Source organism: Longibacter sp., assembly GCF_051155795.1.
Taxonomy (GTDB): domain Bacteria; phylum Bacteroidota; class Rhodothermia; order Rhodothermales; family Salinibacteraceae; genus Longibacter.
The window spans coordinates 14,332-40,309 of record NZ_DAXETW010000014.1 but is presented as its reverse complement, the minus strand read 5'-3'; the positions used below and the strand labels follow the sequence as shown (position 1 = coordinate 40,309).

The following is a 25,978-nucleotide window of genomic DNA, read 5'->3' as shown; positions in this document are numbered from 1 at the left end:
CGTATGAGCGAGCAAACCCTTCGACTCGTTGAACGACTTCGTTCCCGCCTGCACGATACGCTGCGGCGCATGACGCTTGCTCGCACGGCCTGGGCGGCAAGCATTGTCGTCGGGGTGGCGGCTCTGGCGTGGCTCGTCGCGGCAGCCATCGAAGCCGGCCTCTGGCTCGACACGCGCCCGCGAACAATCGTATCCGGCACCGTCGCTGTGATCGTTCTTGGCGCAGCAGCAGCATTGCTCATTCGCCCGGTTGCGATCCTTTTCGGCCTCTGGGCGGGCCCATCCGAGGAGGCCATCGCCCGCCGCATCGGGGAACGCTTTCCAGATGTGTCGGACCGCCTTCTCAACCTCCTGCAACTGGCCTCCGGCCGCGCTTCAGATGCACCGGCGCCGATGGTCGATGCGGCGGTGCGTCGCCTGGGCGAAGACGTCGAACCCGTGCCCTTTGAGCAGACGGCGGACTTTTCTCCAGCGCGCCGCGCCGCTCGGATGGCGTCTCTGCCAATCGTGGGTGTCCTGGTGTTCCTACTGGTCGCGCCATCCACCTTCCTCGGCGCGTCTGAGCGTCTCCTCGCTCCCGGGACCGCGTTTCAGCGTCCCGCGCCATTCACCGTGGACGTATACCCCGGCGATGTCCGCCTTGTCCGCGGTGATTCGCTCTCGATCTCGGTTCGCGCCGCCGGGGATGTGCCCGCGCAGCTACGCTTGGACCTTCGACCGACCGACGAGGGTCCCTCCTCCTCGGTGGTGCTTCGCGCTGATTCCGCCGGCATCTTCCGCCACACCGTCCCCGGCGTCCGAGAAGACGTCGACTACCGGGTTGTCTCCGGCCGCGTCGTGACGGGGTGGTTCCGGGCAGACGTGGAAGCCCGTCCGCTCGTCCGCGGCCTCCGCCTGAAGGTCCAGCCACCCGGCTACACCGGACTGCCGGCGCGATCGCTCGATCCCAACATCGGGGATGTCACGGGACTGCCCGGAAGCACCGTTCAGATCGCTGCCGACGTTGGCGGTCCGGCCATCGACTCCGCGTCCGTCGTGTTCGACAACGGCTCCACCACCGCTCTGGCTGTCGAGGAACAGAGCGTGAGCGGCACATTCCGGATCTCCGGGAATGCTCGCTACCGGATGGTACTCTACAGCGCTACCGGCGTAAAGAACCGGGACCCAATTTCCTACCGGATCTCCGCGCGACCGGATGCGCGGCCGTCCGTCGCCTTCCTCGCCCCAGAACCTGACGCCCAGCTCGAGGAGGATCTGGTCGCTCCCCTTCGCCTCCGCCTCCGGGACGACTTTGGCTTTTCGCGGGTCGTGCTGCACTACCGTCTCGCTGAGCAGCGCTTTGGACAGGGCCAGACGTCCTTTTCGACCATGCCCCTGCCGCTGGACAACCCGAGACAGGTTGATCAAGTGGTCGACCATAACTGGCTGCTGGCTCAGGAATCCGGACTCGACCTCGTACCCGGCGACGTGGTCGAATACTACGCGCAGGTCTGGGACAACGACGCATTCGGCGGAGCAAAAAGCAGTCGCACCGCCACCCAGCGGCTCCGCCTCGCCTCCATCGCGGAGAAATACCGTTCGCTGGACGAGCAGCAGGAAAAGACCGAGTCGGATCTCGACAACCTGCGCGACCAGGCCGAGGACGTGCAGGAACGATTCGACGAGCTTCGTAATGAGGTTCGTCGCAAGCAGGACGCGAGCTGGGAGGACCGACGACAGCTCGAACGCCTCCGCGAACAGCAGGAGTCCGTCGAAAAGAGCGTGAGCGATCTGGCAAAGCAGGTTGAAGACATGACCCGCCAGATGCAGGACGAGAATCTGACGAGCCCCGAGACGTCCCAGAAGTTCGAAGAACTGCAGCGCGTCATCGAGGAGATCAATTCGCCCGAATTGATGGATGCGTTGAAGCAGATGCAGGAGTCGATGCAGAATCTCGACCTCCGCCAGATGCAGGAGGCAATGGAGGATTTCGAGTTCAACGAGGAGCAGTACCGGCAGCGCCTCGACCGCACGCTTGAGCTCTTCAAGCAGTTGCGCCGAACGCAAAAAATGGAGGAGCTCTCCCGGCGTCTCGACGAACTCGGAAAAACCGAGGAGCAGCTGGCCGAGAAAACGTCCGAACGCCTTGAAGAGGAGCAAAACCGTTCCGAGGAACCAGAGGATACGGATGGGGACAAAGCGGACGCCGAATCATCGGGCGATACGGGGGGAGAAGGAAATGAACACGATGCTCAGGAGTCGGATGCATCGGACACGGACGCCTCAGAAAGCGGCGAGCAGGCGCAGGAGGAGGATTCGGAGGGGGAGCGGCCGTCCGACAGCGATCCGGCCGAGTCGGGAGAGTCGAGCGGCGGCACGAATGAAGACCTGGCCCGCGAGCAGGATCGGGCGCGGGAGCGTATGCAGGAGGTCATGGATGAAATGCAGGAACTCGGGGACGAGATGAAGTCGTCCCCGCAGGCGCCGAACGAGCAGATGCGTCAGATGAAGCAGCGCCTGGAGCGGGAACAGCTTCCCGAGCAGATGAAGCAGAACAGCCGCCAGCTTCGCCAGAACCAGCTGGAGAATGCCCGTTCCGGTCAGCAGAAGATGCAGCAGCAACTGCAGCAGATGTCTCGTCATATGCAGCAGATGCAGCAGGGCATGAGCGGGCAACAGCAGCAGATCAATCTTGCCGGCGTCCACGGAGCTCTCGAGGCCACCCTGCGGCTGTCGGAGCGTCAGGAGTCGTTGCGTTCTACGGTTCGCGACCTGTCCGCGGACAGCCCGACGCTCCGATCGTATGCGCAGGACCAGGAGCAACTGAAGTCCGGCTTGCTGTCGGTCAGCGACTCTCTGCAGCAACTCGCGCAGCAGATCCCCCAGATGAAGCGGACCGTGCAGAGGGAAAGCGGGGAGGCCCTCCGTTCGATGAATAGCGCGACGGAAGCGCTCAGCGACCGGAACGCCGCGCGGGCCAGCGGAACGCAGAAAGCCGCGATGACGCACCTGAATGAGCTGGCGCTCCTGCTCGCCGACCTTCTGAAGCAGATGCAGAATGCGCAGGGCGGAGGTGGCGGGCAGTCCATGCAGCAGATGCTCCAGCAGATGCAGCAGATGTCAGGGCAGCAGCAGAAACTGAACCGCCAGGTCCAACAGTTCCTGAACGACGTGCAGGGGAACCGCCTGTCGGTCGATCAGCAGAAGCGGCTGCAGCAGATGGCGCAGCAGCAGGCCGAGATCAAGAAAAAGCTGGACGACCTCGGGCGCGAGAGCGGCATGCGCGACAACGTCCTCGGCGACCTCGACCGCATCGCTGAACAGATGGAAGAAACGATTCGAGAGCTTCAGCGAGGACGCCAGAACGACCGGACCCTGCAACGACAGAAGCAGATCCTGACGCGTCTTCTCAACGCGCAACGGTCGCTGCGGCAACAGGGCAAGGACGAGCGCCGCGAAGGGCAACAGCCGGAGGGCTACGAGCGGCGGTCCCCAGGCGAGCTCTCCCCACAGGACGAGATCGAGCAACTACGACGAGACTTAATCCGTGCCCTCGATAGTGGCTACGCTCCGGACTACGAGCGACTGATCAAACGGTATTTCGAGCTTCTGGAAGAGCGACGGGACAACCCGTGACGTGAATCGTGTGCTGGACCGACGTTCCCGGCGAACGGTTCTCACCCACCTACAGAAAATGCCTGTCTACGTCCGGGGAAGGCATCCGGCAGGCGTCGCGTTGGCCGAACCACCGGTATCGATTGGTGGCAACGACGTCATAGATGTAGTCGCGAAGTGGGCGGGGAACGGCCAGGAACGCCATCGCGAGCGGCCACGGCGCCGGCAGGTGAAGTGCAACCCGTAGAGCAGCGGTCGACTTCCGGTAGACCTGGCCGTTTTCAATGAGAACGACACTATCCATTGCGGCGGCATCGATCCCGAACGCATCCACGTACGGAGCGGCTTCGTCCGATTGAAGCGCCGCCATCCGGAAATAGGCAGCTTTGTCGTTATCGATGACGAAGTTGACGAACCCATTGCACAGGTTGCAGACGCCGTCGAAGAGGAGGATACCGTGATTCTTTAGCACGGTAGGATCGACGCGCCCGTCGGAGGCATGGCCGTTGATCTCGAGCGTGGAAGCGTCAAGCTCCATAACCGGTGATCGAAAGAAAGAAGGTAGAGGACGGGTCTGGGCATGCACGCCGTGCCCGACGGAGGAACTCCAACCTCCCGTTGCTGGATCGAGTTTCCCCGCGATGGCTCGCCCGGTCCTGTCACGTGCCTGTCTCTCGGTCGGGAGTGTGCACGTGTCGGAACCCTATCGAACTTGCGGAAACCTGTGGTCGCGCGATGGAGCGGAGCCAGAACGAACCTGAAAGCTACCTGAACCCAGGCTTTACATGCCGGCTTTCGTCTTAGATTGACGCAATAGAGCCGCTGCAGGCCGTCTACAGATTGAATTTAAGGCCCGTCAGCGTTACATTCTTTCATACTTCGTTCCGGTTCCGGTGCGTCCGCATCCAGCGTGTCACGGTCTCTCTCCGCGCACGGTCTTCCGTCGATCGGTACACCGTCACGGCGAAGTCGATGAATCCGATCCGACCGCGCTCGTGCTCCCTGCTTCGGCCCGGGGCTGCGATGCGACCGGTCAGCGCTTCCCGACGCTACGACCCCTCCGCGGCCCGCTCTACCCGTCATCCCACGCTTCGCCGCGGCCCCCGACGTTTCCCTGCGCACGTTTACTCAACAACAAACCACGCCAGTATGGCCCGTTCCACACGTATCCTGTTTGTCGCCGGTGAGGTTGCCCCCTTTACCGAAATCACCGAGATCTCCGGGTTGACGCGCTCCCTGCCGGAGGCCCTGCAGGAGGTCGGCGATTACGACGCCCGGCTCATGATGCCTCGCTACGGGACAATCAGCGAGCGGAAGCACAACCTTCATGAAGTGATCCGGCTGTCAGGTACACCCGTTCCCATGGGGGACGAGGAGGACGAGGTCACGGTGAAGGTCGCTTCGATCCCCGATACGCGGGTGCAGGTCTACTTTATGGACCACGAAGAATACTTCGGCCGCGACGCCGTCTATCGCGACGAAGACGGCGATGCGTTCGACGACAATCCTCGCCGCGCTGCCTTCTTCAACCGGGCCGTGATCGAGACCGTCTGCAAGCTACGCTGGGGGCCGGAGGTCATTCACGCATTCGGGTGGATCAGCGGCCTCGTGCCACTCCTCCTCGCCACAGAGTTTGCCGACCAGGAACTGCTGGAGAACACGAAGGTCGTGTTCACGCCTGACGAACTTGACGAACAGGCCACCGTCACCGACGACGTCGCCGACGCCCTCGGCCTTGACGTTGACAACCTGCCGGCCTCCCTCACGGATCTGGCCACGCGCTTTGCGGACATCGTCATCAACCCGCCCAGCATGGGCGCCGTGGAGGGAGCCTCCGTCTTCACCGAAACGGACGAAGATCGCGGCCAGCAGCTCGCCGATCTGTACACGCAGATGCTGAGTGAAGTCCCTGCGTAACTTTTCAGCGCTGTGAAACCGCGCGCGAACGGGTCGCATTAACACGCGTGGTTCCGACGAACCCCATCGGCGCTCGCGTCGGATGGGGTTTTCGGCTGTCTGGGCCCTCCGTTCCTGTTTCTCCTGCGCCCGGAGGTGGGTGTCTGCGCACGGTCGTCTGGTCCCCGCCCCACCTCACCGCGTTGCCGAACGATCTGGGCGCGGATGCGCCTTCCCCCGTGCATAGCCGCAGATTGCGGCACAGCAGATCGCGGCACATACGAATCCGTCCGTACCTCGCGTTGTATGCAGGAAGGCTTGCCCAGATCGGGATGAGAGGCGGCCGCCCCCATTGTCCTTTGCACGAACCCGTGTATTCTGCCTTGCCCATGACGTATCGTTGTTTTCTCGCCGCCCTCTTCAGCGGTGCACTGCTTCTCAGCCTCTCCGCGTGTGACGACTCATCCACCGTGGGACTTGGCATCGGGCCCGATTCGCTGGAGGGCGGCCAACCGGTGACGGTTACAGCCTCCCCCGATACGTTCGATACCTTTACCGAGGTAGACGTTACCAGCCACGTCGCCAGCAGTACCGACAGCATCCCGGCCAACGGTCATCGCATCCTCGTCGGAACGGTCGACGATCCGCTCGTCGGCACGGTGGCAACACGCGGACACATCGATTTCCGCCAGCCTGACGGTGTCGGCAACTTCGAGTCGATCGACGGTGTCAACCTCATCCTCCAGACGGAGTACCGATACGGTGACACCTCCGGCGTCCAAACCATCGACGTTCGCGAAGCCGATACGGAGATTCAGTCAGACTGGACGGCTGACGAGTCCGGCATCACGTTCGGCGACGTCATCACGTCCTTCGACGTCGCCGCGTCCGACACGACGGTGACGGTGTCGCTTCCCAGCAGCTGGGTCGCGGCCAACGGACCGACCCTCTTCTCCACCAGTACGGGCAGCGACAGCTACGACGCCCTCTTCGAAGGCCTCGTCTTGACCACGCAATCCGGCAACCGGGTCACCGGCTTCGACCGGGAGTCCAGCTTCCTCCAGGTCGCCTTTCAACCCGCGGCCAACGTGCAGGACACGCTCGAGTACGACGGCGCCAAGTCCTTCACGCACATCGAGCGAACCACGGCGGCGGCTCCCCCCAACGGCACCGAACTCCTGCTCGACGGCCTGGGGACAAATCTCGTGACCAACTTCGACTTCACTGATCCCCCCTTCGACGAACTGGGGCTTGTGCCGGTCAACCGAGCCGAACTCGTGCTTCCGATCGATAGCACCGCGCTCGAGCAGTCGACACCCGCGAACTTCGTCCGCCCCTCCCTGGAAGGCATCTTCCTCCGGGCGCGCGCCGTCGACAGCCTCCGCGCTGAAACAAGCACAGGCGAACTCAGCCTGTGCCGCTCCCTGGGCCTGCAGACCACCGTCGAATCCTCCTGCCTGATCGACCTGTCCCTCACCGGTACCGGCCTGGGCGCCCCGAACAGCGCGATGCGCCGCATCGTCGAACGGACACTGCTGGAGGAAGCCCCTCTGTTCGACCAGTACGTTCTGGAACTCAACGCAGGAGAGCCGACGATCACGCCCCTGCTACTGTCCACACCGGACGCGACCAACGAAAACAATCGACCGCGCCTGCAGGTGACCGTCGTTCCGCAGAACTAACACACGCTTCCGTCCCTCTGCCGCGGGCGGGTTGCCCCGCCTGCCGACCGCGACCTGTCTTCTCACGACTCCCGATACCGCTCGATGCGTCTTTCGCTTCCCTCCGACTCTGTCTGCTGGACCCGGCTCGTCTGCGCCGTGCTGCTCGCGGCGTTGACGGCCGCACCGGCCGCCGCGCAGTCATCCGGCGACGGCAGCTTCTACTCCCGCTATGGCATCGGCATGCTGGAATCGTTCTCCTCCCCGCAGAGTGAGGCACTCGGCCAGGGTGCGTTTGCGCTCCGTACGACCAACTACAACCCGTCGGCGAATCCGGCGCTCTGGGCCGACCAGGTGTTCACCCGCGCAACCGGCTCGATCCGCGTCAACGTGGTTAACGCACAGTCTCCTTCCGGCGAGTCGGCTGTCCTCGGAGCGGGATCCCTCGAAGCGCTACAGATTAGCTTCCCCATCTACACGTCGCGCCTCGGCGTCGGCCTCGCCCTGAAGCCGTATTCCACCAGCAACTACGAGGTCTTTCGGCAGGGCACCGTCGACATCGGTGTCGGAGACGTCACCGAGGCGTCCTACGAAACCGCATACGAAGGACGGGGCGGCCTCTACCTCTTCCGGAGCGGGCTCGGCGGGCGAATCACGAACAACGTCCGTGTCGGCGCCACCGTGGACGTCATCTTCGGGAGCGTGAAAAACACGATCCGGACACGCTTCCCCAATATTACGGCGGCGACGCTCAGCCCGAGCGTGTCCACCGTCCAGACCCGCGTCAGCGGCGTCACCAGCACGCTGGGATCGCAATTTTCGTTCTTCGACGTGTTGCAGGAGAACGACATTCTGGGCATTGGCGCAAGCGTGACGCTGCCGGCCAACCTGAGCGGCGATCGGGTCCGGACGCTCGATGAGAGCCTCGACGCCGACACCGTAGCCGTCTCGAAGGGCGACCTGTCGATTCCCTACGAGATCAAAGCCGGCGTTGCCTATCATATGGGCGAACGCTGGAAATTCGTGGCAGACGGCGTCTACGCGCCGTGGAGCACGTTCGACGCCACCTTCGGCTCGGATGCCCCCTCCCTCGGGCGCTTCCCAATCGGCGGCGAAGGCACGATGAACGACCGCTGGCGCCTGTCCACCGGTTCGGAGTTCATCCCTGCCGGGGACGACCGGTTCCAAAGCTACTTCGCCCGGACCGGTTACCGTCTCGGTACATATGTGGAGCAACAGTATACGACATCGGATCCCGGTACGAACGTGTACGTTATGGGAGCAACAGGAGGACTGAGCCTCCCCACAGCAGTGCCTGGCACACGTGTTGACCTTACGTTTCACGTGGGAACGCGAGGAGCAACGCAGTCCAACCTCATCCGCGACGTATTTTACGGCGGATCGCTCGCAATCAGCATTGGCGAGCGCTGGTTCCAGAAGCCGAAACTTCGATAGTCCCCTTTGCGGGTGCGCCAGGCTCACCTTCGCGCGTCCATCCAAGCACACACATTCAGTTGCCGACTGTTTATAACAGTAGACACATGAGCATCCAATCCACTCAACCGGCCTCGTTTTCTGTGAGGATCCTGCAAACCGCTGTCGCGGCGCTGTTTGCCTCGTTGCTCGTGACGGCGCTCACACCCAACGCGGCTGTGGCGCAGACGCAGGGCGATAACAGCCCGAGTCAGCAGGACAAAGCCATGCACTACAGCCTCTACTACGAGAACCTGAAGAACGAGAACTTCGCCGACGCGCGTCCGGATCTTCGGTGGATCCTGGATCATGCGCCCGGCTTTCCCAAGAACGACGACCGCAACTACGAGCGGGCCGTCGAACTGTATGCCGGTCTGGCCGAGCGAGCGGAGGACGAAAACCAGCAGCGTGCCTACATCGACACGGCTGCGACCATCCTGCGGTCCGCGCCCGAGAAGATGGAAGCTGCCGGCCTCGCCTACGACAAATACGAGTGGGAGATCGAGAAGGGTCGCTTCCTCCAAATTCACGGCGACATCGTACCGGACGGCGTTGAAGGGCTAAAAACCGCACCGTATCACTACGAGAAGGCATTCAGTCTCGCCCCGGAGCGCATCGACCCATACTTCATCAACCAGGTCATCCAGGGCTACGCGGAGGCCAACAAGCAGGAAGAAGCCCTTGCCTTCATGGATCAGGTGCAGGCGAAACGCGGTGACGACGAAGATGTCACCAAAATCCTCTCCACGGCCCGCGAAGACATCTTCGGCAAGAACCCGCAGGCCCAGATCGACTTCCTGAAGAAGAAGCTTGAGCAGAACCCGGGAGACGCTGCAACGCAGAAGAAGCTGTTCGACGTCCTGACGGACGAAGGCTACATTCAGGAAGCGTCGAAGGTTGCCGAGCAGCTCCTGCAAACGGGCAACCTGCCGGCCGAGACGTACCGGTCGATCGCGCAGATGCAGTTGAAGGATGGACGCCCCGCGGACGCGTTTGGAACGTACGAGAAAGCGATGAACGCGGGCGCCGACCTCACGGCCCAAGACTACTTCAACATGGGAACGGCGATGCGTCGCACGGGAGACCTCGCCCAGGCCCGTCGCTATTACCGCGAGGCCATCAACGCAAAATCGGACTTCGGCAACGCGTACCTGGCCATCGGCGATGTCTACGTCGCTGCTGTCTCAGAGTGCGGCGGAAGCAAGATGACGCGGAAGGACAAGGCGGTGTACTGGCTGGCGATCGACATGTACGAGCGCGCCAGGCAGGTTGACTCGAACCTGGCCTCGACCGCCAATAACAACATCCAGACGTATCGCCGCTACATGCCCACGCAGGAGGACATCTTCTACGTGGATGAGTGGGAGGTGGGCCAGAGTGTGCGGATCGACTACGGATGCTACTCATGGATTAACGAGTCCACCACGGTTCGGCAGCCGGTATAGAGCATCGAACCCTTGGTTCACCGGGAGAAGTCCCGGTCCAACCGGCAGATCCTTCGGGGTCTGCCGGTTTTTTTGATGAATGCAGCGTTTCATCGACGTGGTGTATCGTCGCACGGGCCAACGGACCCAGGACGCAGCAGCAGGCTAAACGACATCCCCAGCAACAGGCCCCAGGCCGGGTAGAAAACGAGCGTTCGACGAAAACACCGACGCAGCGCGTGACCCGCGGTCGGCCGCCTTGTATTTTCAGAGGGCGATCCCGTATTTACGAGCTGTACTCACCCATTCTCTTCCGTCCGTCAGCCCCGCTCCGCACATGGCCTCGATCCAACGCGTCTCCGCACGGCAAATTCTGGACAGCCGCGGCAATCCGACCGTCGAAGTAGACGTCACGACCGATGAAGGCGTCCTCGGTCGCGCCGCCGTACCGAGCGGGGCCTCTACCGGGGCGTACGAAGCGGTCGAACTCCGGGATGGCGACGACGCCCGGTACATGGGGAAAGGCGTTCTGACCGCCGTTGCCAACGTTAACACGACGATCGCGTCCGAAATCGCCGGTATTTCGGTGCTCAACCAGATGGCCCTGGATGCACAGCTGGTCGAAATCGACGGAACAGACAACAAGTCCGCCCTCGGCGCCAATGCCACACTGGGCGTATCTCTGGCGGCCGCAAAAGCCGCCGCAGCAACGGTCGGCCTTCCGCTCTTCCGTTACCTCGGCGGCGCCGGTGCACGCACCCTCCCCGTCCCCCTCATGAACATCATCAACGGGGGACGCCACGCCGACAACAGCGTGGACATGCAAGAGTTTATGATCGCTCCCGTCGGCGGGTCCACGTTCGCCGAGGCCCTCCGAATGGGGGCGGAAGTCTTCCACACGCTCAAGTCGGTTCTCCACGGGCGCAATTACGGCACCGCCGTGGGCGACGAGGGCGGCTTCGCTCCGAATCTCGGGTCCAACGAGGAGGCGGTCGAAGTCATTCTCGAAGCCATCGATGAGGCGGGATACACCGCAGGCGAAGACATCTACATCGCCCTGGACCCGGCCACGGCCGAGATGTACGAAGACGGGCAGTACGTTTTCTGGAAAAGCGACCCGAACAACCCGCGCTCGGCCGAGGACATGGTGAAGTACTGGGCCGACTGGGTCGACCGCTACCCCATCCTGTCCATCGAGGACGCGATGGATGAGGACGACTGGGACGGATGGCGCCAGCTCACGGAGGCCGTCGGTGACCGCGTTCAACTCGTCGGGGACGACCTGTTCGTCACCAACACGACGCGTCTGCAGCGCGGCATCGACGAAGGATGTGCGAACTCCATTCTGATCAAGCCGAACCAGATCGGCACGCTGACGGAGACGATCGAAGCAATCGAACGAGCGCATGACCACCACTTCACCGCCGTGGTCAGCCATCGCTCCGGAGAGACCGCCGACACGACGATTGCCGACCTGGCCGTAGCACTAGGCACAGGGCAGATTAAAACCGGCTCCGCCAGCCGAAGCGACCGCGTGGCCAAGTATAACCAGCTTCTCCGCATCGAGGAAGAGCTGGGCGCTGCGGCGCGGTACCCCGGCACTGACGCCTTCCACGTGGCTCGCTGATTTTATGGCACGGCCGCCGGCCCGTCCCTGATTTCGGGCTCTTCTACCGCAGTCCCTGCACCACCATGGCACGCTCCCTCCCCGTATCGCTGTCGAGCCTTCGCCGCTGGCTCATCGTTGGTGGCGTCGTCTTCCTCGTGCTGTGGATCCTGTTTTTCGATAGCCACAGCCTGCTGCAGCGCTACCGATGGCATGCCGAACACGAGCGGCTGACGCAGGAAAACGCCAGGCTCATGCAGGAAACCGAGCGCCTACGAAAGCAACTCGAAGAACCGCTCTCGGACGAAACCGTGGAGCGCATCGCCCGCGAAGAGTACGGCATGATTCGGCCGGGTGAAACCGTCTACCGCATCGAGCGCAAGTAGGCACTCGCATTCCCGACGCATACTCTTTCTCCCGCATCATCGCCCGTGCATGAGCGCCTACGCCGTCGGCATCGACCTCGGAGGAACCAACCTCAAAGCCGCCCTCGTCAGTGAAGACGAGGGGGTCGTGCAGTCCACGCAGCATCCCACCGAAGCCGCTGAAGGCCCCGACCAGGTTGTGGGGCGAATGATCGATGCGGCGCGGTCGCTCATCGAGGACGCGCCCGGCGATGTCGCGGGGATCGGCATCGGATCGCCCGGTGCGATCAACTGGGAACGGACCACCGTCAGTCAACCGCCGAATTTTCCCGGATGGGAGCGGGTCAACCTGCGGGAGGCCCTCTCCGACGTGGCGGGCGATCGGCCGGTCATCGTGGAGAACGACGCCAACGTTGCCGCCCTCGGATCGGCGTACCACGGGGCCGGACAACCGCACGACTCTTTCGTCATGGCTACCCTCGGTACCGGCGTCGGGGGAGCCATCATCTACCAGAATCGCATGTTCCGGGGAAGCACCGGGGCCGCCGGAGAAATCGGTCACATGACGATCGACTACGAGGGTCCCGTGGCAAACTCCGGCGTTGCAGGTGCCATCGAAGCCTACGCCGGTCAGAACTTCCTCACCCGCCATGCGCGGTACCGTCTCATCAACCACCCCGGTAGTCGCGTCTACGACCTCGCGGGAGAAGATCTCGCCGACCTCACACCGAAGCTGCTCTTCGACGCAGCCGAGGACGGCGATCACGCCGCTCAGGAAATCTTCGCCTGGGTCGGTCACAAACTCGGGTGCGCGCTCGGATCGGCCGTCAACCTCCTCGACATCCGGGTGATCGTTGTCGGCGGGGGCATCTCTGCCGCGGGGGACTACATCCTTGAGCCTGCACGCGAGTCCCTTCAGCGCTACGTCGCCACCGCCCTCCGCGACGGCCTCCGCATTGAACAGGAGGATCGCGGGAACGAAGTGGGGCTGCTCGGCGCTGCACAGATGATCTTTTCCGGGGAAGACGCGCACGTCGGTGACTGAATCTCCGGTGCCTGACGCACACGCGCCCGCCGCCCGACCGATCGGTTTCGCTCCGGCTGCTAACCGTTGATCACGGTGGCGTGAAGCGATGATCCGCATACGAAATGATGCACGACGGGCGTTCTACCTGTCCCCCCTCCATCTCCGTCGAACCGGTTTTCTCCGCTGCATCCGCACTGTTCCTGATGGTTCTCCGCTCACTGCTTGCTGTTCTTGCTGCCGCCGTATGGCTGTGCTCGGCACCGGCGGCGCATGCTCAGACCGGCGCTCCGGCCGATACGGTGCAGGCAGATACCACGCAGGCCGACACGACACGAGTCGACACGACACGAGCCGACACGACGCAGGTAGGCACCGAACAGGCTGATGAAACGGGCGGTCAGGCGGTCCGCGCTGACACGTCCGGTCGTGGTCCAGGCCGCCCGGCGGGCGCACCGCCGTCCGGTACAGGTGGTCCCGGCGGAAGCGGCCAGGGCGACGGCGTCAACCAGCCGGTCACCCTTACCTCCCGCGACTCCCTCGTCATCACCTTCAACGAGGAGACCGGCGACATCGGCACACTGTACGGGGACTCCAAGATCACGTACGAAGATGCGACGCTGCAGGCCCGGGTTGTAGAGATGAACTTTGACCGGGATCAGGTCACAGCTTACGGTCGGCGACAGGCCAGCCCGGACACGGCCGCGGCTCCTCCGTCACCGCCGGCGACGGTCCGGCGGCAGCGCATCGGCAACGTCATCGGCCGACCGGAACCGCAGCGTGATCGCCCGGACAGTCTCCGCATGGAACCCCCGTCGTTCCAACGCGGCAACGAACAGTCGTTCACCGGGTCGGAACTGTCGTTCAACCTGGCCACGAATCGTGGACGGGTCGTCAGCGCGCGGACACAGGCACAGCAGCGCAGTGGTTTCGTGACCGGCCGGACGGTCAAGGTCTACGAGGACAGCACGCTGTTCGTGCAAGACGGTTCGTACACGACGTGCGACTGCGAACCGGATGAAACGCCGTCCTACTCCCTTCGGTCGGACCGAATGAAGGTGCGCGGCGAATGGGTCTACACCGGCCCCATCCAGATGTATCTGTTCGAGGTGCCGACGCCCCTATGGCTCCCGTTCGGCTTTCTGCCCAACACGCAGGGACGACGTAGCGGCCCCCTCCCACCCCAGTACGGCCAGGACGAGCGCGGACTCTACCTTCGCGACTGGGGATGGTATTTCGCCATGAACGACTACGTGGACCTGACGCTTCGTGCCGGGATCTGGTCTCAGGGTAGTTTTGAGATTCTGCCCCGCTTCCGATACGCCAAACGGTATCGGTACTCCGGGAATCTTCGGCTCGAATACCAGCGGGAGCGCATCGGGGAGCCGGAGGACCCCAGCCCCACGCGTCGACAGGAGGGCCGGCTCGGCTGGTCGCACTCGCAGACCCTCAGCCCGACCGCTTCCCTGAATGGGAACGTGAATCTCGTCACCTCGGGCGATTACCTCCAGGACAACGCGACCAACGTTAACGATGCCGTTCGCCAGACGATCAACTCGACCGTTCGCTATCGCAAGCAGTGGCCCGGCGGCGATCGAAGCCTCTCGATTTCGGCCCAGCAGAATCAGCAGCTCTCGACCGGCGCCGCAACCGTCGGTCTGCCCTCGTTAAATTTCACCCAGGGGCAGTTTAAACCGTTCCGGGACGAGCAGAATCTAAACGACCCGCAGTGGTACGAGAAGGTGACGCTGCAGTACGACCTCTCGTTCGAGAACCGATACTCCTTCACGCCGCGATCGGAGGAGCAGCTGCTGGCGGAAGGGGATACCACCGCAGCAGAAGCAGAATGGTATGACGCCCTGTTCAACCCGGATCTCTATCGCCGGGCAACCGGCAACAACGAGCCGCCCCTCGACCCGGAGATGACCCACAGCATCCCGATCAGCGCATCCTACCGGATCTCGCGATTCAACCTGAATGTCACGCCCAACGCCCGCTATACCTCGAACTGGTACCTCTACACGAAGCGTCTGGAGCGGGTCGAGCGACAGGTGGAGGATGACGATCCGTCAACGCCCGACGTCGACGAGTCGCGGATTGACACGGTTAACGCCGCCCGCAACGTCCAGGGCTTTTACAGCGAGCACCGATTCAATACGAGTGTAAACCTGAGTACGGAGGTGTTCGGGATCTTTCCGGTGAAAGCCGGACCGTTCGAGGGGCTTCTCCATCGCATCAGTCCGAGCGTGAGCCTGACGTACACACCCAACTTCAACGACCCCTTTTGGGGGCAAACGCGCGTCCTGGAGGGGCTGGATGGCGAACCGGTGCTTGACCGCAACGGCCGAGAGCAGCTCTACAACATCCGATCGGGACGCGTCGTCGGCCAGGGGAATCAGCAGTTGTCGCTCGGATTCCGTGCAGGCAACGAGTTCGAGACGAAGCGCGTGCGCGTGGACTCGACGGGGGAACGGGACGAGAACAGGGTCAAGTTTCTCGACATGGACGTGTCGACCTCCTACGACTTCGCCGCCGATAGCCTGAATCTGGCTGACGTACAGGTCAATGCCCGGACGACGATCGCGGACCTGGTCAACGTTCAATCGAGACTCACCATGAGTCCATACGAGTTCGTTCGCCTCCCGAACCCCGGGTCTCCCGAGCCGCAGTACGAAGTAGTGGACAAGTACGAGGCCGCCAGTACGCCCTGGAAGCCGCTTCGCTTCACCGACTTAACGCTGAGCATGAGCATGCGGCTCACGCCGGACGGCCTGTCGGGCGGCTCCAACCGAAGTATGGCCCGGAACCGACCCCAGTCCGGAGCACGTGCCGGCACGCCGACCGGCCGGTCCGGCGATCCGTACGCGGCCTACCGGACGTACACGGGTTATCCCCAGTTCGAAACGGACTGGAATATGGAACTGGATTTGACCTACTCCCTCTCCAAGCCGTTCGTCGATTACGACCGGCGAGCGTCGATGCGCGTCAGTGGCGGATTTGCGGCAACGCCGAAGTGGCGAATCACCGTAGACAGCAGCCTGGACCTCGTGGAGACGAAATTGCGCCAGACCAACTTTAGCGTCAGCCGCGACCTGGGGTGCTGGTCCCTGTCGCTCGGCTGGTCGCCCATCGGCCGACGGCAGTACTACAGCTTCCGGCTGGCCGTCAACCAGGGCATGCTGTCGAACCTGCTCCGGCTCGACATTCCCCGCGGTGGCGATAGCAACGTCTTCCGTGACATCGGGTCCCGCGTCGGGCAGTCGGCCGCAGGCGCCGCGGGCGGCGGGCCGGGACGCTTCTAACCACGGCACCTTGCCCGGGATCAAAGGGGGCCGGACGGTCCCGCGCGGCTCCGTGGAGGCGCTGCACCTCATCTCACGCCGCCCTCCTTCTCCTTTCCTGTCGACGGTCTATCGAAAACAAAAAAAACGCACCGCCCCGGACCCGGGACGGTGCCTTTCTTAATCCATGGCAACCGGACGACTGTCCCGGCTGCGAATGTACGTTTCTACTGCGCCACGCCGATGGCCGACTGGACCTTGTCCGCTGCTTCCTTCAGCAGAACCGCCGACTCAATTTCGATATCGCTCTCATCGAGCAGCTCTTTGCCTTCCTCCGCGTTCGTGCCCTGCAGGCGGACGATCAGCGGAACGGTGATATCGACGTTCTTCGCCGCCTGGATTACACCCTGGGCGACCCGGTCGCACCGGACGATGCCGCCGAAGATGTTGACGAGAATAGCCTCCACGTTGTCATCCTTGAGGATGATGCGGAAGCCGGCTTCAACCGTCTCCGCGCTGGCCGAGCCACCGACATCCAGGAAGTTCGCCGGCTCGCCGCCTGCCAGCTTGATGATGTCCATCGTCGCCATGGCCAGACCCGCGCCGTTCACCATACATCCGACGTTTCCGTCCAGCTTGATGTAGCTGAGACCGTACTCGCCGGCCTCAACCTCGGTCGGGTCCTCTTCGTGGATGTCGCGCATATCCGCAATGTCGTCGTGGCGGAAGAGCGCGTTATCGTCGATGTTGATCTTCGCGTCGACCGCAATGACGTCGCCCGAGCCGGTCAGAACGAGCGGGTTGATCTCCGCAAGCGTGCTGTCGGTTTCCTCATATGCCGTGTACAGCGCCATGATGAACCGAACGCCCTGCTTGAAGGCATCTCCCTCGAGTCCGAGCGCGAAAGCGAGACGCCGCGCCTGAAACGGACGGAGCCCGATCGTCGGATCGATCCATGCCTTGTGGATCGCCTCCGGCGTTTCCTCGGCCACCGTTTCGATCTCCACGCCGCCCTCGCTGGAGACCATGATGACGTTCATGCTCTTCTCGCGGTCAAGCGTGACGCCGACGTAGAATTCCTGCTCGATATCAACGGCATCCACAACCAGAATTTTGCGGACGAGCTGTCCGTCCGGACCCGTCTGGTGAGTCTTGAGGTTCATCCCCAGAATGTTGGAGGCGTGCTCTTCGACCTCTTCGACCGACTTGGCGAGCTTGACACCGCCTCCTTTCCCGCGACCACCCGCATGAATCTGGGCTTTCACGACGAACATGCTGGCGCCCTCTTCCTCGAGGTTCCTGGCAGCTGCGACCGCTTCATCGACCGACTCGGCCACGACGCCGGGCTGGACGGCCACGCCGTACTCGTTCAGAATGTCTTTCGCTTGATATTCGTGGAGTTTCATGAACGCGGGACGTGTTGCGTGATCAGGGAACGGGCGAGTAAAGTATGTGCCCCTCGACAAAGAATCTACCATGCCTGCGCCCAGTCGGGAATCTTCCCATCGTTTCCACGCGAGCACCAAGCGACCGTCTGACGGACCCGGTTGACCCGCGGCCCATCCCCCCGGCTATATCTGTCTCCCTGCGGTGGACGCATACGTCGCGGCAATCGGGCCGGGCCCATCGTAGGCAAAACCCGTCTGCCTCTCCTGCGTAATGCCTCACCCGTCTGATTGCTTCACCGGCGCCCACTCTCTTGACGCGGTTTGAACGCCACATTGCTGCCCGCCTGATCAAAGGCTTCGTCCTCTTCGTCGGGGCACTGATCGTCTTTTTTATCGTCCTCCACTGGGTCGAATACAGCGACGACTTTCTGGATCGGGGTGCCACCGTCCGAGAGGTCTTTCTCGTCTACTATCCGAACTACATCCCGGAGATCGTCCGGCTCACCTCCCCCCTTGCCCTGTTCCTGTCGTGCATCTACCACACCGGGAAGCTGGCGCAGGAACTGCAGCTGACAGCGCTCCAGACGTCCGGCGTATCGCTGTACCGCCTGATGGTCCCGTACGTAAGCGTGGGCCTACTCGTCACGGTTCTCATGTTCGGATTCAACGGCTGGGTCGTGCCCAAAGCCAACGAAACGGTTGTCGAATATGACAACGAGTACCTGCACCCGAATTCGAGCACCGTCGACGTGAGCGAGGTGCACCGGCAGAACGGCCCCAACACGATCGTGAGCGTCGGTTACTACGATCGGCGCGACGATACCGGCCATCGGGTGTCCATCCAGCGCTTCAACGAGTCGAACCACCTGGCGTACCGCGTGGACGCGGAGCGGATGATCTGGGCGGATTCGACCGAGACCTGGACCCTCCATTCGGTGACGCGACGCTGGTTCGACCCGTCGGGGATGGTTCGCGAACAGGACACCACCCGTACGGACACGACCCTGCAGATCTACCCGCGGGACTTCGCTCGAACGCAGCGCGATGTCGAGGCCATGACCATTCCGGTGGCATCGGATTACCTGGACGCACTTCGACGATCCGGAGCCGGACACCTTGGTCGACCGCTCGTCGCCTACTACTCGAAGTACGCCTACCCGTTTGCCAACCTGATCGTCGTCCTGATCGGTGTCCCGCTTGCTGCCGTTCGCCGGCGCGGGGGGCAGGCGACCCGCTTCGCCATTGGGCTCTTCACGGCGTTCGTGTATCTCGCCCTCCAGAAGCTCGCCGAACCCTTCGGGTACGCCGGGGCGCTGCCTCCCGCCGTCGCCGCGTGGCTTCCCCACGTCGCGTTCGCGGTCATAGCACTGGTCGTCCTCTGGCGCACCCGGAAGTAGAAAGCCCCACCCGCAAACACAAAATGCCGCCCCCAAGGAGCCGGCATTTTGTGTTGCCTTGCCATCGAGAAGCGTCGTTAGAAGAGATACTGGAGTCCGACCGTCGTAGCGATAACGACGACGGCGCTGGTGGATCCGTCGTCGGCGTCAACGCTGTAGCGGGCATACCGAATTCCGGGCGCGATGCGGACGCGGGGGGACACCGAAAAGGCGTAGCCCCCTTCAAGCTCGGCGCCGAGTCCCGCATCGCTGGTGAAGGCGTAGTCGCGAGCGTCGATGCCAAGCTGCTGGTAGATCGCCCCCAGGCGTGCCCAGGCTCCGGACGCCCCGATATCGCCGTACTGCAGTCCCAGGGCGCCGCCGTACGTCGTGAACGTGACATCCCCGCCCGAGCAAAAGCCGCCCGCGCATCCGAACGCACTCCGCTCAAGGCCTGCGTACACGCCCCATCGCTGCGCCAGCGCGTATCCTGCATTGAGCCGAAGACTGAGGGACGGTTGAACGGTGAGTCCGGATCGGGCCTGTTCATATGCCCCGACGGTGGTGCCCGTCTGCAATTCGAGGGAGAAGGGTCCATCTTGCGCCTGAGCCGGGAAGCACGCTCCGGCGCTCAGAGCGAGTAGCACAATCCAGAACGCAGGAGAGAAAAGTCGCTGTGACATAGAGAATCGATCCGTCGGGGGAAGGAAGGTGGGCCGCTACCGATCTACGGTTGGACGCGGCGGGGGACGGTGGAGACGCCATCGGAGAACGTCACCTCGAGTACCGTCGTCGTCGGCACGAACGCACGTCCACTGCGGCCGAAGGTCAGGATGTCACCATTGGCGGCATCCCGAACCAGAACCTCAGGATAGCGGTCGGCATCCCAGGTCAGTTGCGTGCCCGACCCGTCCGGCGTGAGCGATACCTGCGGGTCCGATGCGGACTTGGCGGCGCCGGTCGCCTGTAGCGAGGCGGAGTGGCCGTTGCCACTCACACGTAGCGATGCGAGCCGGCTGAGCTCCATCTCACGCGTCGGCAGCGCAAAAACAAAGTTCGAGTAACCATCCGGCAGGTGTGAGATGGTTTCCCCGTCGAAGCGCGTGGAAAACAGCGTCTGCCCACGCGCATCGCGTCCTTCCAGCACGTACGGCCCCGATCCGGATGGACGAACGGGCCGGGCGGTAATGGGGAAGGCCGCGTCCAGCGTGACCGCGTCCGGGGAGAGCGTCCCGCGGATCAGCAGCACTTCGTCAGCCGCCTGTTTCTGAAGACGACGGCCTTCCGTCGCACGACGATAGTCGAGAATTCCTTCGTACGAATAATCACTGATCCACACCGGATTGCAGTAACTCATGAAGTCCTGCGTCCCGGACGCGAAATACTCTTCCGTCTCAACGTTGTAACCGGGCACGCCGATGTCGGCCCGCGAGTACGGGTAGTTTGCGTCCGGATTGCCGGGGTTGCCGCACGGGCTATGGCTGCGGCCGAAGTTGTGACCCAGTTCGTGAGCAAGAACTCCAATTCCGAAGGGAAGCCGGTCGTACCCGATCGAGGCCCGTCCCGGGACGTACCCAAGGCCGCCGTAGTTCTGAGTGACATCCCCGGGGAGAACGCCATAGAAGTAGCGTCCCCGTCCGTCATCGAGTTGAAGCGCCCGGATGTCGGACAGGATCGACGACCAGTTCGCGAGGGACGTCGGGGCGGTGCTGGTTATGAACGGTGTGCGGACCTCCCAGTCGATATCGCTCAGCGGAGCCATCTGTCGGAGCTCACTGAGGAAGAGTTCAGCATTCGAGGGATCCACGTTTCCGCGCGAGCCGGTCGGTTCGTACTCGACGGGCACAAGCGTGATGTCAAACCGAGGTACGTTCTCCACATCCAGCGCTTCCGGGTCGCCGTCGCGCGGGTACATCCGCGGATCGCCGGGCGCGACCGGCTGCTCCGGCACGGCCACGAGCTGCACCGAGACGCCGGGGCGGAGGAGCGACCCAGGGACGACGCCATTCCAGGAGGCGTCGAAGTCGGCCCGGTTGATCGACGGCGGGATGGGGCCTGTGCCCGAAATGTCGACCGTCTCGATCACGGACCCATTTTCGTAAAAGATGGCACGCACGCTCGGGCGGAAGGACCCATCGTTGGCTCCCGGGTCGCCTCGGAGAAAAACACGAAGTAAACCGTCACGCTCTGCAACCAGGGGAATCGACCCGTCGAGCCGCTGGGTACTCTGGGTAACGAGAAAGCCTTCCACCTGGACGAACTGCAGCGTCCGCACGTCGACCGGCAGCCGGGTGCCGTCCGCCGGAAACGACAGGACGGACGACGACGTTGCCGGCAGGTTGTCGTCCGGGTCGAGTCGGACAGCCAGCTCCAGCCCTTCCCGCACGTACTCGCCCGGTAGATCCACCTCCCACCGGTTCGATCTATCGTCTGCATCGCTACCCGTGCGAATGCGTCCGGGAGCCTCCTGCCGGATCGTCGTCTCCAGCGTCCCACTGTTGTAGATCAGCAACTCTACCGGGGGCCGAAAAAAGTTCTCCTGATCGGCCTTCACCGTGACGCTCACCGTCGCCGGCGTGTAGGGCTCCAGCTTGCCCGAATCGTCGTAGGAGACGTCGCTCTGCACGATCTCTGCGTCGACCGTCACGTCCAGTTCCGCCGGGTTCACGCGGATGGCCGTCGATCCGGAAAGATCGCCCAGCGCGCCGCGGAGCACGGTCTCGCCACCTCCGGCTGCCACCGGCACGCCGTTCTCGATCGCCATCACCTCCGAGTTGTCACTGATGTACACCACGGAGGATGCCGTCCAGCCCGGCTTGTCGTCGATACGTTTGCCGTCCTCGCCGTACGCCAGCACGTTCACCTGAACGGTGTCGCCCTGCGTGACGAGCGAGTCTACCGGCTGCAGGTCCAACCGAGAGACCTCTACTTCGGGCGCGAGAAGAGCGTCGGAGCAGCCGCTCCAGAGCGTCACAAGACCGAGAATCAAAACGGCTATCCAGACCGGGCGCACGGAGGCACCGGCGCGTTGCTTAGATCGAGTCATCCTGTCACGAAGCTGGGGGTAGGGCGAGCAACCGTCGCGGCCTGCTCGAAAAAGGGGTGCGATCTACTACGGAGTGAACGGATAAATCTGACGTTCACACCACGGTAACATGCAAATCTCGTTCCCCGGTTCCGGGGACCAGCGGTTCACGCTCAGGCTTCTCCGACGCCGCCGCCGAAGTTCATCGGGCGATCGGGACGGTCCGGTGGGTCGATCTCGCCGTGCGCGTTCTCATAGCGTTCGACATTCTCCTCCAGCGCCGCGAGGATGCGTTTGGCATGGCTGGGCGTCACGAGGACGCGGTGTTTCACCTTCGCCTTCGGTACGCCCGGTACCATGCGGATAAAGTCGATGACGAACTCTTCGGGCGTATGCGATACCATAACGAGATTCGCATACGTGCCTTCGGCCGTCTCTTCATCGATCTCGATATTCATTTCCTGCGGGTCCTGCGCAGCGCCAAAATCTTCCATCAGAACGAGTGGGCGAGTGGTCCAAAGTTGCGGTGATGTCGGCTTGAAGGAAACCAACGTCCCGTCCAATTGCGAAAGTCCGTCACGGCAACGCAAAAGCGCCGGCCCGAATGAACGGCACCGGCGCAATCTCACGGCCTATATGGCAAAATGTGGGTCACGAGGCGCCGTTGCCGTTCCGCCCCATGCGTGCGAGCGCGCTGATGAGATCGCTTTTGGTGACCACCGTGTATCCGGCGTCACGCTCGACCAGGACCGCGCCGGTATCCCCTTCCAGATACGATGTGAGGTGATCAAGGTGCAGTGAGGCGGGAACGACGGGGAATGGTTCGCCCATGATGGTGCTGACCGGTTCGTCGCGTGCGGACGGGTTCTCCACCAGGCGGTTCAGAATCCGGGACTCCGTCACGCTTCCGACCACGTCGTCACCGTCGACCACCGGCACCTGCGAGATGCTCTGCTCCGTCATGCGCTCAATAACGGCGCCGATCGTGTCGTCCGGTGATGCCGAAATGACCGTTCGCGGCGTTTTGCGGGCGCTCACGACCTGATCGGCGGTTACCTCGGGCCGCGACTCGAGGAACCCGTGGTTCTTCATCCACTCGTCGTTGTACGTCTTCGAGAGGTAGCGGAAGCCGGAGTCCGGGAGCAGAACAACGACGACATCGTCTTCCGAAAGATCATCGCGATGATCGTTCAGCCACTGAAGCGCGCCGGCCATGGCCATGCCGCACGACTGACCGATGAAAAGCCCCTCTTCCCGGGCAAGGCGACGGGTCATCTGCATCGACGTTTTGTCGTCAACCTGCACGAAATCGTCGACCGCGTCGAAGTCCATGTTTTCGGGGAGAATGTCTTCGCCGACCCCCTCCGTGAAGTAAGGATAGATTTCGTCCTCGTCGAAGACGCCCTCGTGGAAGTACTTGTGGAAGACCGAGCCCATCGGATCGACGCCGATCACCTGCACGTCGTCATTGTGCTCCTTCAAATAGCGGGAGGTGCCGCTGATCGTACCTCCGGTCCCGGCCCCGGCGATGAAATGCGTGATGCGGCCTTCCGTCTGTTTCCACAACTCCGGCCCGGTCGTTTCCACGTGGGCCTTCGGATTCGCGCTGTTGTCGTACTGATTCAGGTAGACGGAATTCGGGATTTCCTCTGCGAGCCGGCGCGCCACGGAGTAGTAGGATCGCGGATCGTCCGGCTCCACGTTCGTCGGGCACACAAGCACTTCGGCACCGAGGGCACGAAGGACGTCCACCTTTTCTTGACTCTGCTTGTCCGTCGTGGTAAAGATGCACTTATACCCCTTCGCGATCGCCGCGATGGCGAGACCGGCGCCGGTATTGCCGCTCGTTCCTTCGACAATCGTTCCGCCGGGTTCGATCTTGCCTTCCTGTTCGGCCCGTTCGATCAGGGTCACGCCGATCCGGTCTTTCACGGAGCCGCCCGGGTTGAAGAACTCCATTTTCCCCAGAACGGTGCACGGGAGGTCACCCACAACGTTATTGATGCGCACGAGCGGCGTGTTGCCGATCGCGCCGAGAATGTTATCGTGCCACATGGTGCGTATCGAAATCCGTTCGGAGAAGAAGACCGTTGCAGGCGGGTCGACCGGCGATTTAGCCGATCAGGTGTACGCTGTGCGCACCATCGACCCGCCGCAAATGTTTCTGCCGGTCCCGACCATCGCATTCGATTCGGGCGACGTCGCAACGGGAACCGGTCACGTCGCATTATACAAAACCGCGATGTCGCGATCACAAGCGGGGCTGGGGATTACGCGTGAACCCTCCTCGGTGCCCGTGTGAATCTGCGCCTGCGAAAAGGCGGTCGCGGGCCCGGACTCGGTTGATTTTTCGCCGACGCGTCGTAGCTTTGAAGAAGCGCATGTTCGCTTCCCTCAGCCCCTGCCGGATGCTATGCTTCCCACTGTCGAAACCGAGTTACTCGTTGCCACGTGCGCGCCCACCGGCGAAGCGACCCATTGCAATACGGCGTGGCAATCGGTTCTTGGCACGATGGAGGACCCGTGGGCGCAGCTCTCCGACAGCGATGAGGAGCTTGCCAACGCAGCGGTCCTCGAAGCCGCGACGGGGACGCTCGTGACCAACCAGGTGGTGTCGGCCGCCACCCCGGAGCGCGATGAGCCGCTGCCTGTGCTGCTGCATTTCGTTCCGGTGTACGGACAACCAGTGAACGGGGATGAGGGGACCATTGCGGCCGTCACGGTGTCCGGCGAGGTCATGGCGGAGCCATCGTCGTGGATGATTAGCCAGACGCAGCGACACCGAATGGAAGCCCTCGGGCGGATGACCATGGGGGTCGCGCACGACCTGAACAACCTTCTGAGCGGGCTCATCGGCCACATCGAATTGCTGAAGGAGCGCGCGACGAGTGAGCTGTCGGCCGACTCTATTCGCGACTCGCTGTCGACGATCGAACAGGCGGCCGAGGACGGTGCGGCGCTCATCGAGAAGCTGCAGCGGTACATTCGCCGCGACACCCAGGCGCATTTCGAGACGCTGGATCTCCCCACGCTGCTGGAAGACTCGATCACGCTCACTCAGCCGTACTGGCACAACGAGCCGCGCCGGCAGGGCATCGAGATCACGATCGAGGAGCATCTAAACGGCGTACCTCCCGTCCAGGGCGTCCCGTCCGAACTCCGTGAGGTGTTCGTCAACCTGATCCTGAACGCCGTTCAGGCTATGCCGGACGGTGGAACGCTCCGCGTGGCGTCGTTCACCGATGACGCCGACAATGTCTGCGTGGAGGTGGAAGATACCGGGATCGGGATGACGGAAGAGACGAAACGCCACATCTTCGAGCCGCTCTACACGACGAAGGGCGACAAAGGGACCGGCATGGGCCTGGCCGCCAGCTACGGCATCGTGCAGGAGCACGAAGGGCGGATCGACGTCGACACTGAGCCGGGGGACGGAACCACGTTTCGGCTTACCTTTCCGCCGTCCGGCGGATCGCTCCCCGAGAAGAAGCCGAAAGAGAAGACCCGGGCCGACGCCGCGCGGGTACTGGTCGTTGACGACGAAGAAATGGTGCGGTCGATCGTGACCCAGCTGCTCTCCCTCAAAGGGCACGACGTGGACCTCGCCGATTCCGGCGCCGAGGCGCTCGAACTGATCGAGGAGAACACGTATGACATCGTGTTCACCGATTTCGGGATGCCGGAGATGACGGGAGCGGAGCTTGCCCGCGTCCTGCACGACCGCCGACCGGGCCTTCCCGTCATCCTCCTGACCGGGTATACGGAAACGGATCAGGCCGTAAAAGAAGTCGAGGCCGTCCTGTCGAAGCCCTTTAAACTGGAAGAACTACAGGCGACCATCCAGCGCTTCGTTCAGTAGCGATGC

The 25,978-nt window shown here is 62.9% G+C and carries 17 protein-coding genes; 11 read left to right on the top strand and 6 right to left on the bottom strand.

Features of this window, described 5'->3' with window-relative positions; translation table 11 throughout:
• Positions 1 to 3 precede the first annotated feature (3 nt).
• Positions 4 to 3,615, top strand: coding sequence for a DUF4175 family protein (locus tag ACFCU0_RS02800; RefSeq protein WP_434972141.1), 3,612 nt, complete (start codon positions 4 to 6; stop codon positions 3,613 to 3,615).
• Between the two features lie 49 nt (positions 3,616 to 3,664).
• Here the strand turns inward: ACFCU0_RS02800 and ACFCU0_RS02795 are convergent, their stop codons facing one another.
• On the bottom strand, positions 3,665 to 4,132 hold the full coding sequence (locus tag ACFCU0_RS02795) for a thiol-disulfide oxidoreductase DCC family protein (protein WP_434972140.1): 468 nt from the start codon (positions 4,130 to 4,132) through the stop codon (positions 3,665 to 3,667).
• A 611-nt stretch (positions 4,133 to 4,743) separates the two neighbouring features.
• Here ACFCU0_RS02795 and ACFCU0_RS02790 point away from each other — a divergent pair.
• The 8 genes from ACFCU0_RS02790 (at position 4,744) to ACFCU0_RS02755 (ending at position 16,345) form a co-directional block, all read left to right on the top strand.
• Positions 4,744 to 5,511, top strand: a complete 768-nt coding sequence (locus ACFCU0_RS02790) for a glycogen/starch synthase (protein ID WP_434972139.1) — start codon at positions 4,744 to 4,746, stop codon at positions 5,509 to 5,511.
• Between the two features lie 368 nt (positions 5,512 to 5,879).
• Entirely contained in the window at positions 5,880 to 7,172 is a 1,293-nt protein-coding gene (locus ACFCU0_RS02785; protein ID WP_434972138.1) for a hypothetical protein, read from the top strand.
• An 84-nt stretch (positions 7,173 to 7,256) separates the two neighbouring features.
• On the top strand, positions 7,257 to 8,606 hold the full coding sequence (locus tag ACFCU0_RS02780; RefSeq protein WP_434972137.1) for a hypothetical protein: 1,350 nt from the start codon (positions 7,257 to 7,259) through the stop codon (positions 8,604 to 8,606).
• A gap of 86 nt (positions 8,607 to 8,692) precedes the next feature.
• Positions 8,693 to 10,069: a tetratricopeptide repeat protein gene (locus ACFCU0_RS02775; RefSeq protein ID WP_434972136.1), complete on the top strand. Its 1,377-nt coding sequence runs from the start codon at positions 8,693 to 8,695 to the stop codon at positions 10,067 to 10,069.
• Positions 10,070 to 10,385: 316 nt separating this feature from the next.
• Entirely contained in the window at positions 10,386 to 11,675 is a 1,290-nt protein-coding gene (gene eno / locus ACFCU0_RS02770; RefSeq protein WP_434972135.1) for a phosphopyruvate hydratase, read from the top strand.
• Positions 11,676 to 11,740: 65 nt separating this feature from the next.
• Complete coding sequence (locus ACFCU0_RS02765) at positions 11,741 to 12,040, top strand: FtsB family cell division protein (RefSeq protein WP_434972134.1); 300 nt, start codon at positions 11,741 to 11,743, stop codon at positions 12,038 to 12,040.
• A 49-nt stretch (positions 12,041 to 12,089) separates the two neighbouring features.
• On the top strand, positions 12,090 to 13,064 hold the full coding sequence (locus ACFCU0_RS02760) for an ROK family protein (RefSeq protein WP_434972133.1): 975 nt from the start codon (positions 12,090 to 12,092) through the stop codon (positions 13,062 to 13,064).
• A gap of 185 nt (positions 13,065 to 13,249) precedes the next feature.
• Positions 13,250 to 16,345 carry a putative LPS assembly protein LptD gene (locus tag ACFCU0_RS02755; protein WP_434972132.1) on the top strand — a complete coding sequence of 1,032 codons (3,096 nt, stop codon included), beginning with the start codon at positions 13,250 to 13,252 and terminating at the stop codon, positions 16,343 to 16,345.
• A gap of 206 nt (positions 16,346 to 16,551) precedes the next feature.
• Here the strand turns inward: ACFCU0_RS02755 and sucC are convergent, their stop codons facing one another.
• On the bottom strand, positions 16,552 to 17,730 hold the full coding sequence (gene sucC / locus ACFCU0_RS02750) for an ADP-forming succinate--CoA ligase subunit beta (RefSeq protein WP_434972131.1): 1,179 nt from the start codon (positions 17,728 to 17,730) through the stop codon (positions 16,552 to 16,554).
• A 293-nt stretch (positions 17,731 to 18,023) separates the two neighbouring features.
• On the opposite strand from sucC, the gene ACFCU0_RS02745 reads away from it, so the two are divergent.
• A complete protein-coding gene (locus ACFCU0_RS02745; RefSeq protein WP_434972130.1) occupies positions 18,024 to 19,109 on the top strand; it encodes an LptF/LptG family permease in 1,086 nt (361 codons plus the stop codon).
• A gap of 77 nt (positions 19,110 to 19,186) precedes the next feature.
• On the opposite strand, the gene ACFCU0_RS02740 is transcribed toward ACFCU0_RS02745, so the two are convergent.
• The 4 genes from ACFCU0_RS02740 to ACFCU0_RS02725 form a co-directional block, all read right to left on the bottom strand.
• The gene (locus tag ACFCU0_RS02740; protein ID WP_434972129.1) at positions 19,187 to 19,771 is read right to left on the bottom strand and encodes a hypothetical protein; all 585 of its coding nucleotides are present in this window, start codon (positions 19,769 to 19,771) and stop codon (positions 19,187 to 19,189) included.
• A gap of 44 nt (positions 19,772 to 19,815) precedes the next feature.
• On the bottom strand, positions 19,816 to 22,134 hold the full coding sequence (locus ACFCU0_RS02735) for a M66 family metalloprotease (RefSeq protein WP_434972128.1): 2,319 nt from the start codon (positions 22,132 to 22,134) through the stop codon (positions 19,816 to 19,818).
• 152 nt (positions 22,135 to 22,286) lie between these two features.
• Positions 22,287 to 22,607 carry a DUF3467 domain-containing protein gene (locus ACFCU0_RS02730; RefSeq protein WP_434972127.1) on the bottom strand — a complete coding sequence of 107 codons (321 nt, stop codon included), beginning with the start codon at positions 22,605 to 22,607 and terminating at the stop codon, positions 22,287 to 22,289.
• 157 nt (positions 22,608 to 22,764) lie between these two features.
• Positions 22,765 to 24,168, bottom strand: a complete 1,404-nt coding sequence (locus ACFCU0_RS02725; protein ID WP_434972126.1) for a cystathionine beta-synthase — start codon at positions 24,166 to 24,168, stop codon at positions 22,765 to 22,767.
• 358 nt (positions 24,169 to 24,526) lie between these two features.
• Between ACFCU0_RS02725 and ACFCU0_RS02720 the strand changes: the two genes are divergently transcribed.
• Positions 24,527 to 25,972: an ATP-binding protein gene (locus ACFCU0_RS02720; protein WP_434972125.1), complete on the top strand. Its 1,446-nt coding sequence runs from the start codon at positions 24,527 to 24,529 to the stop codon at positions 25,970 to 25,972.
• The last annotated feature ends 6 nt before the right edge of the window (positions 25,973 to 25,978 follow it).

Coding starts and splice junctions, on each gene's coding strand:
- ACFCU0_RS02800 (WP_434972141.1), top strand. CDS start 4: ATGAGCGAGCAAACCCTTCGACTCGTTGAACGACTTCGTTCCCGCCTG.
- ACFCU0_RS02795 (WP_434972140.1), bottom strand. CDS start 4,132: ATGGAGCTTGACGCTTCCACGCTCGAGATCAACGGCCATGCCTCCGAC.
- ACFCU0_RS02790 (WP_434972139.1), top strand. CDS start 4,744: ATGGCCCGTTCCACACGTATCCTGTTTGTCGCCGGTGAGGTTGCCCCC.
- ACFCU0_RS02785 (WP_434972138.1), top strand. CDS start 5,880: ATGACGTATCGTTGTTTTCTCGCCGCCCTCTTCAGCGGTGCACTGCTT.
- ACFCU0_RS02780 (WP_434972137.1), top strand. CDS start 7,257: ATGCGTCTTTCGCTTCCCTCCGACTCTGTCTGCTGGACCCGGCTCGTC.
- ACFCU0_RS02775 (WP_434972136.1), top strand. CDS start 8,693: ATGAGCATCCAATCCACTCAACCGGCCTCGTTTTCTGTGAGGATCCTG.
- eno (WP_434972135.1), top strand. CDS start 10,386: ATGGCCTCGATCCAACGCGTCTCCGCACGGCAAATTCTGGACAGCCGC.
- ACFCU0_RS02765 (WP_434972134.1), top strand. CDS start 11,741: ATGGCACGCTCCCTCCCCGTATCGCTGTCGAGCCTTCGCCGCTGGCTC.
- ACFCU0_RS02760 (WP_434972133.1), top strand. CDS start 12,090: ATGAGCGCCTACGCCGTCGGCATCGACCTCGGAGGAACCAACCTCAAA.
- ACFCU0_RS02755 (WP_434972132.1), top strand. CDS start 13,250: ATGGTTCTCCGCTCACTGCTTGCTGTTCTTGCTGCCGCCGTATGGCTG.
- sucC (WP_434972131.1), bottom strand. CDS start 17,730: ATGAAACTCCACGAATATCAAGCGAAAGACATTCTGAACGAGTACGGC.
- ACFCU0_RS02740 (WP_434972129.1), bottom strand. CDS start 19,771: ATGTCACAGCGACTTTTCTCTCCTGCGTTCTGGATTGTGCTACTCGCT.
- ACFCU0_RS02735 (WP_434972128.1), bottom strand. CDS start 22,134: ATGACTCGATCTAAGCAACGCGCCGGTGCCTCCGTGCGCCCGGTCTGG.
- ACFCU0_RS02730 (WP_434972127.1), bottom strand. CDS start 22,607: ATGGAAGATTTTGGCGCTGCGCAGGACCCGCAGGAAATGAATATCGAG.
- ACFCU0_RS02725 (WP_434972126.1), bottom strand. CDS start 24,168: ATGTGGCACGATAACATTCTCGGCGCGATCGGCAACACGCCGCTCGTG.
- ACFCU0_RS02720 (WP_434972125.1), top strand. CDS start 24,527: ATGCTTCCCACTGTCGAAACCGAGTTACTCGTTGCCACGTGCGCGCCC.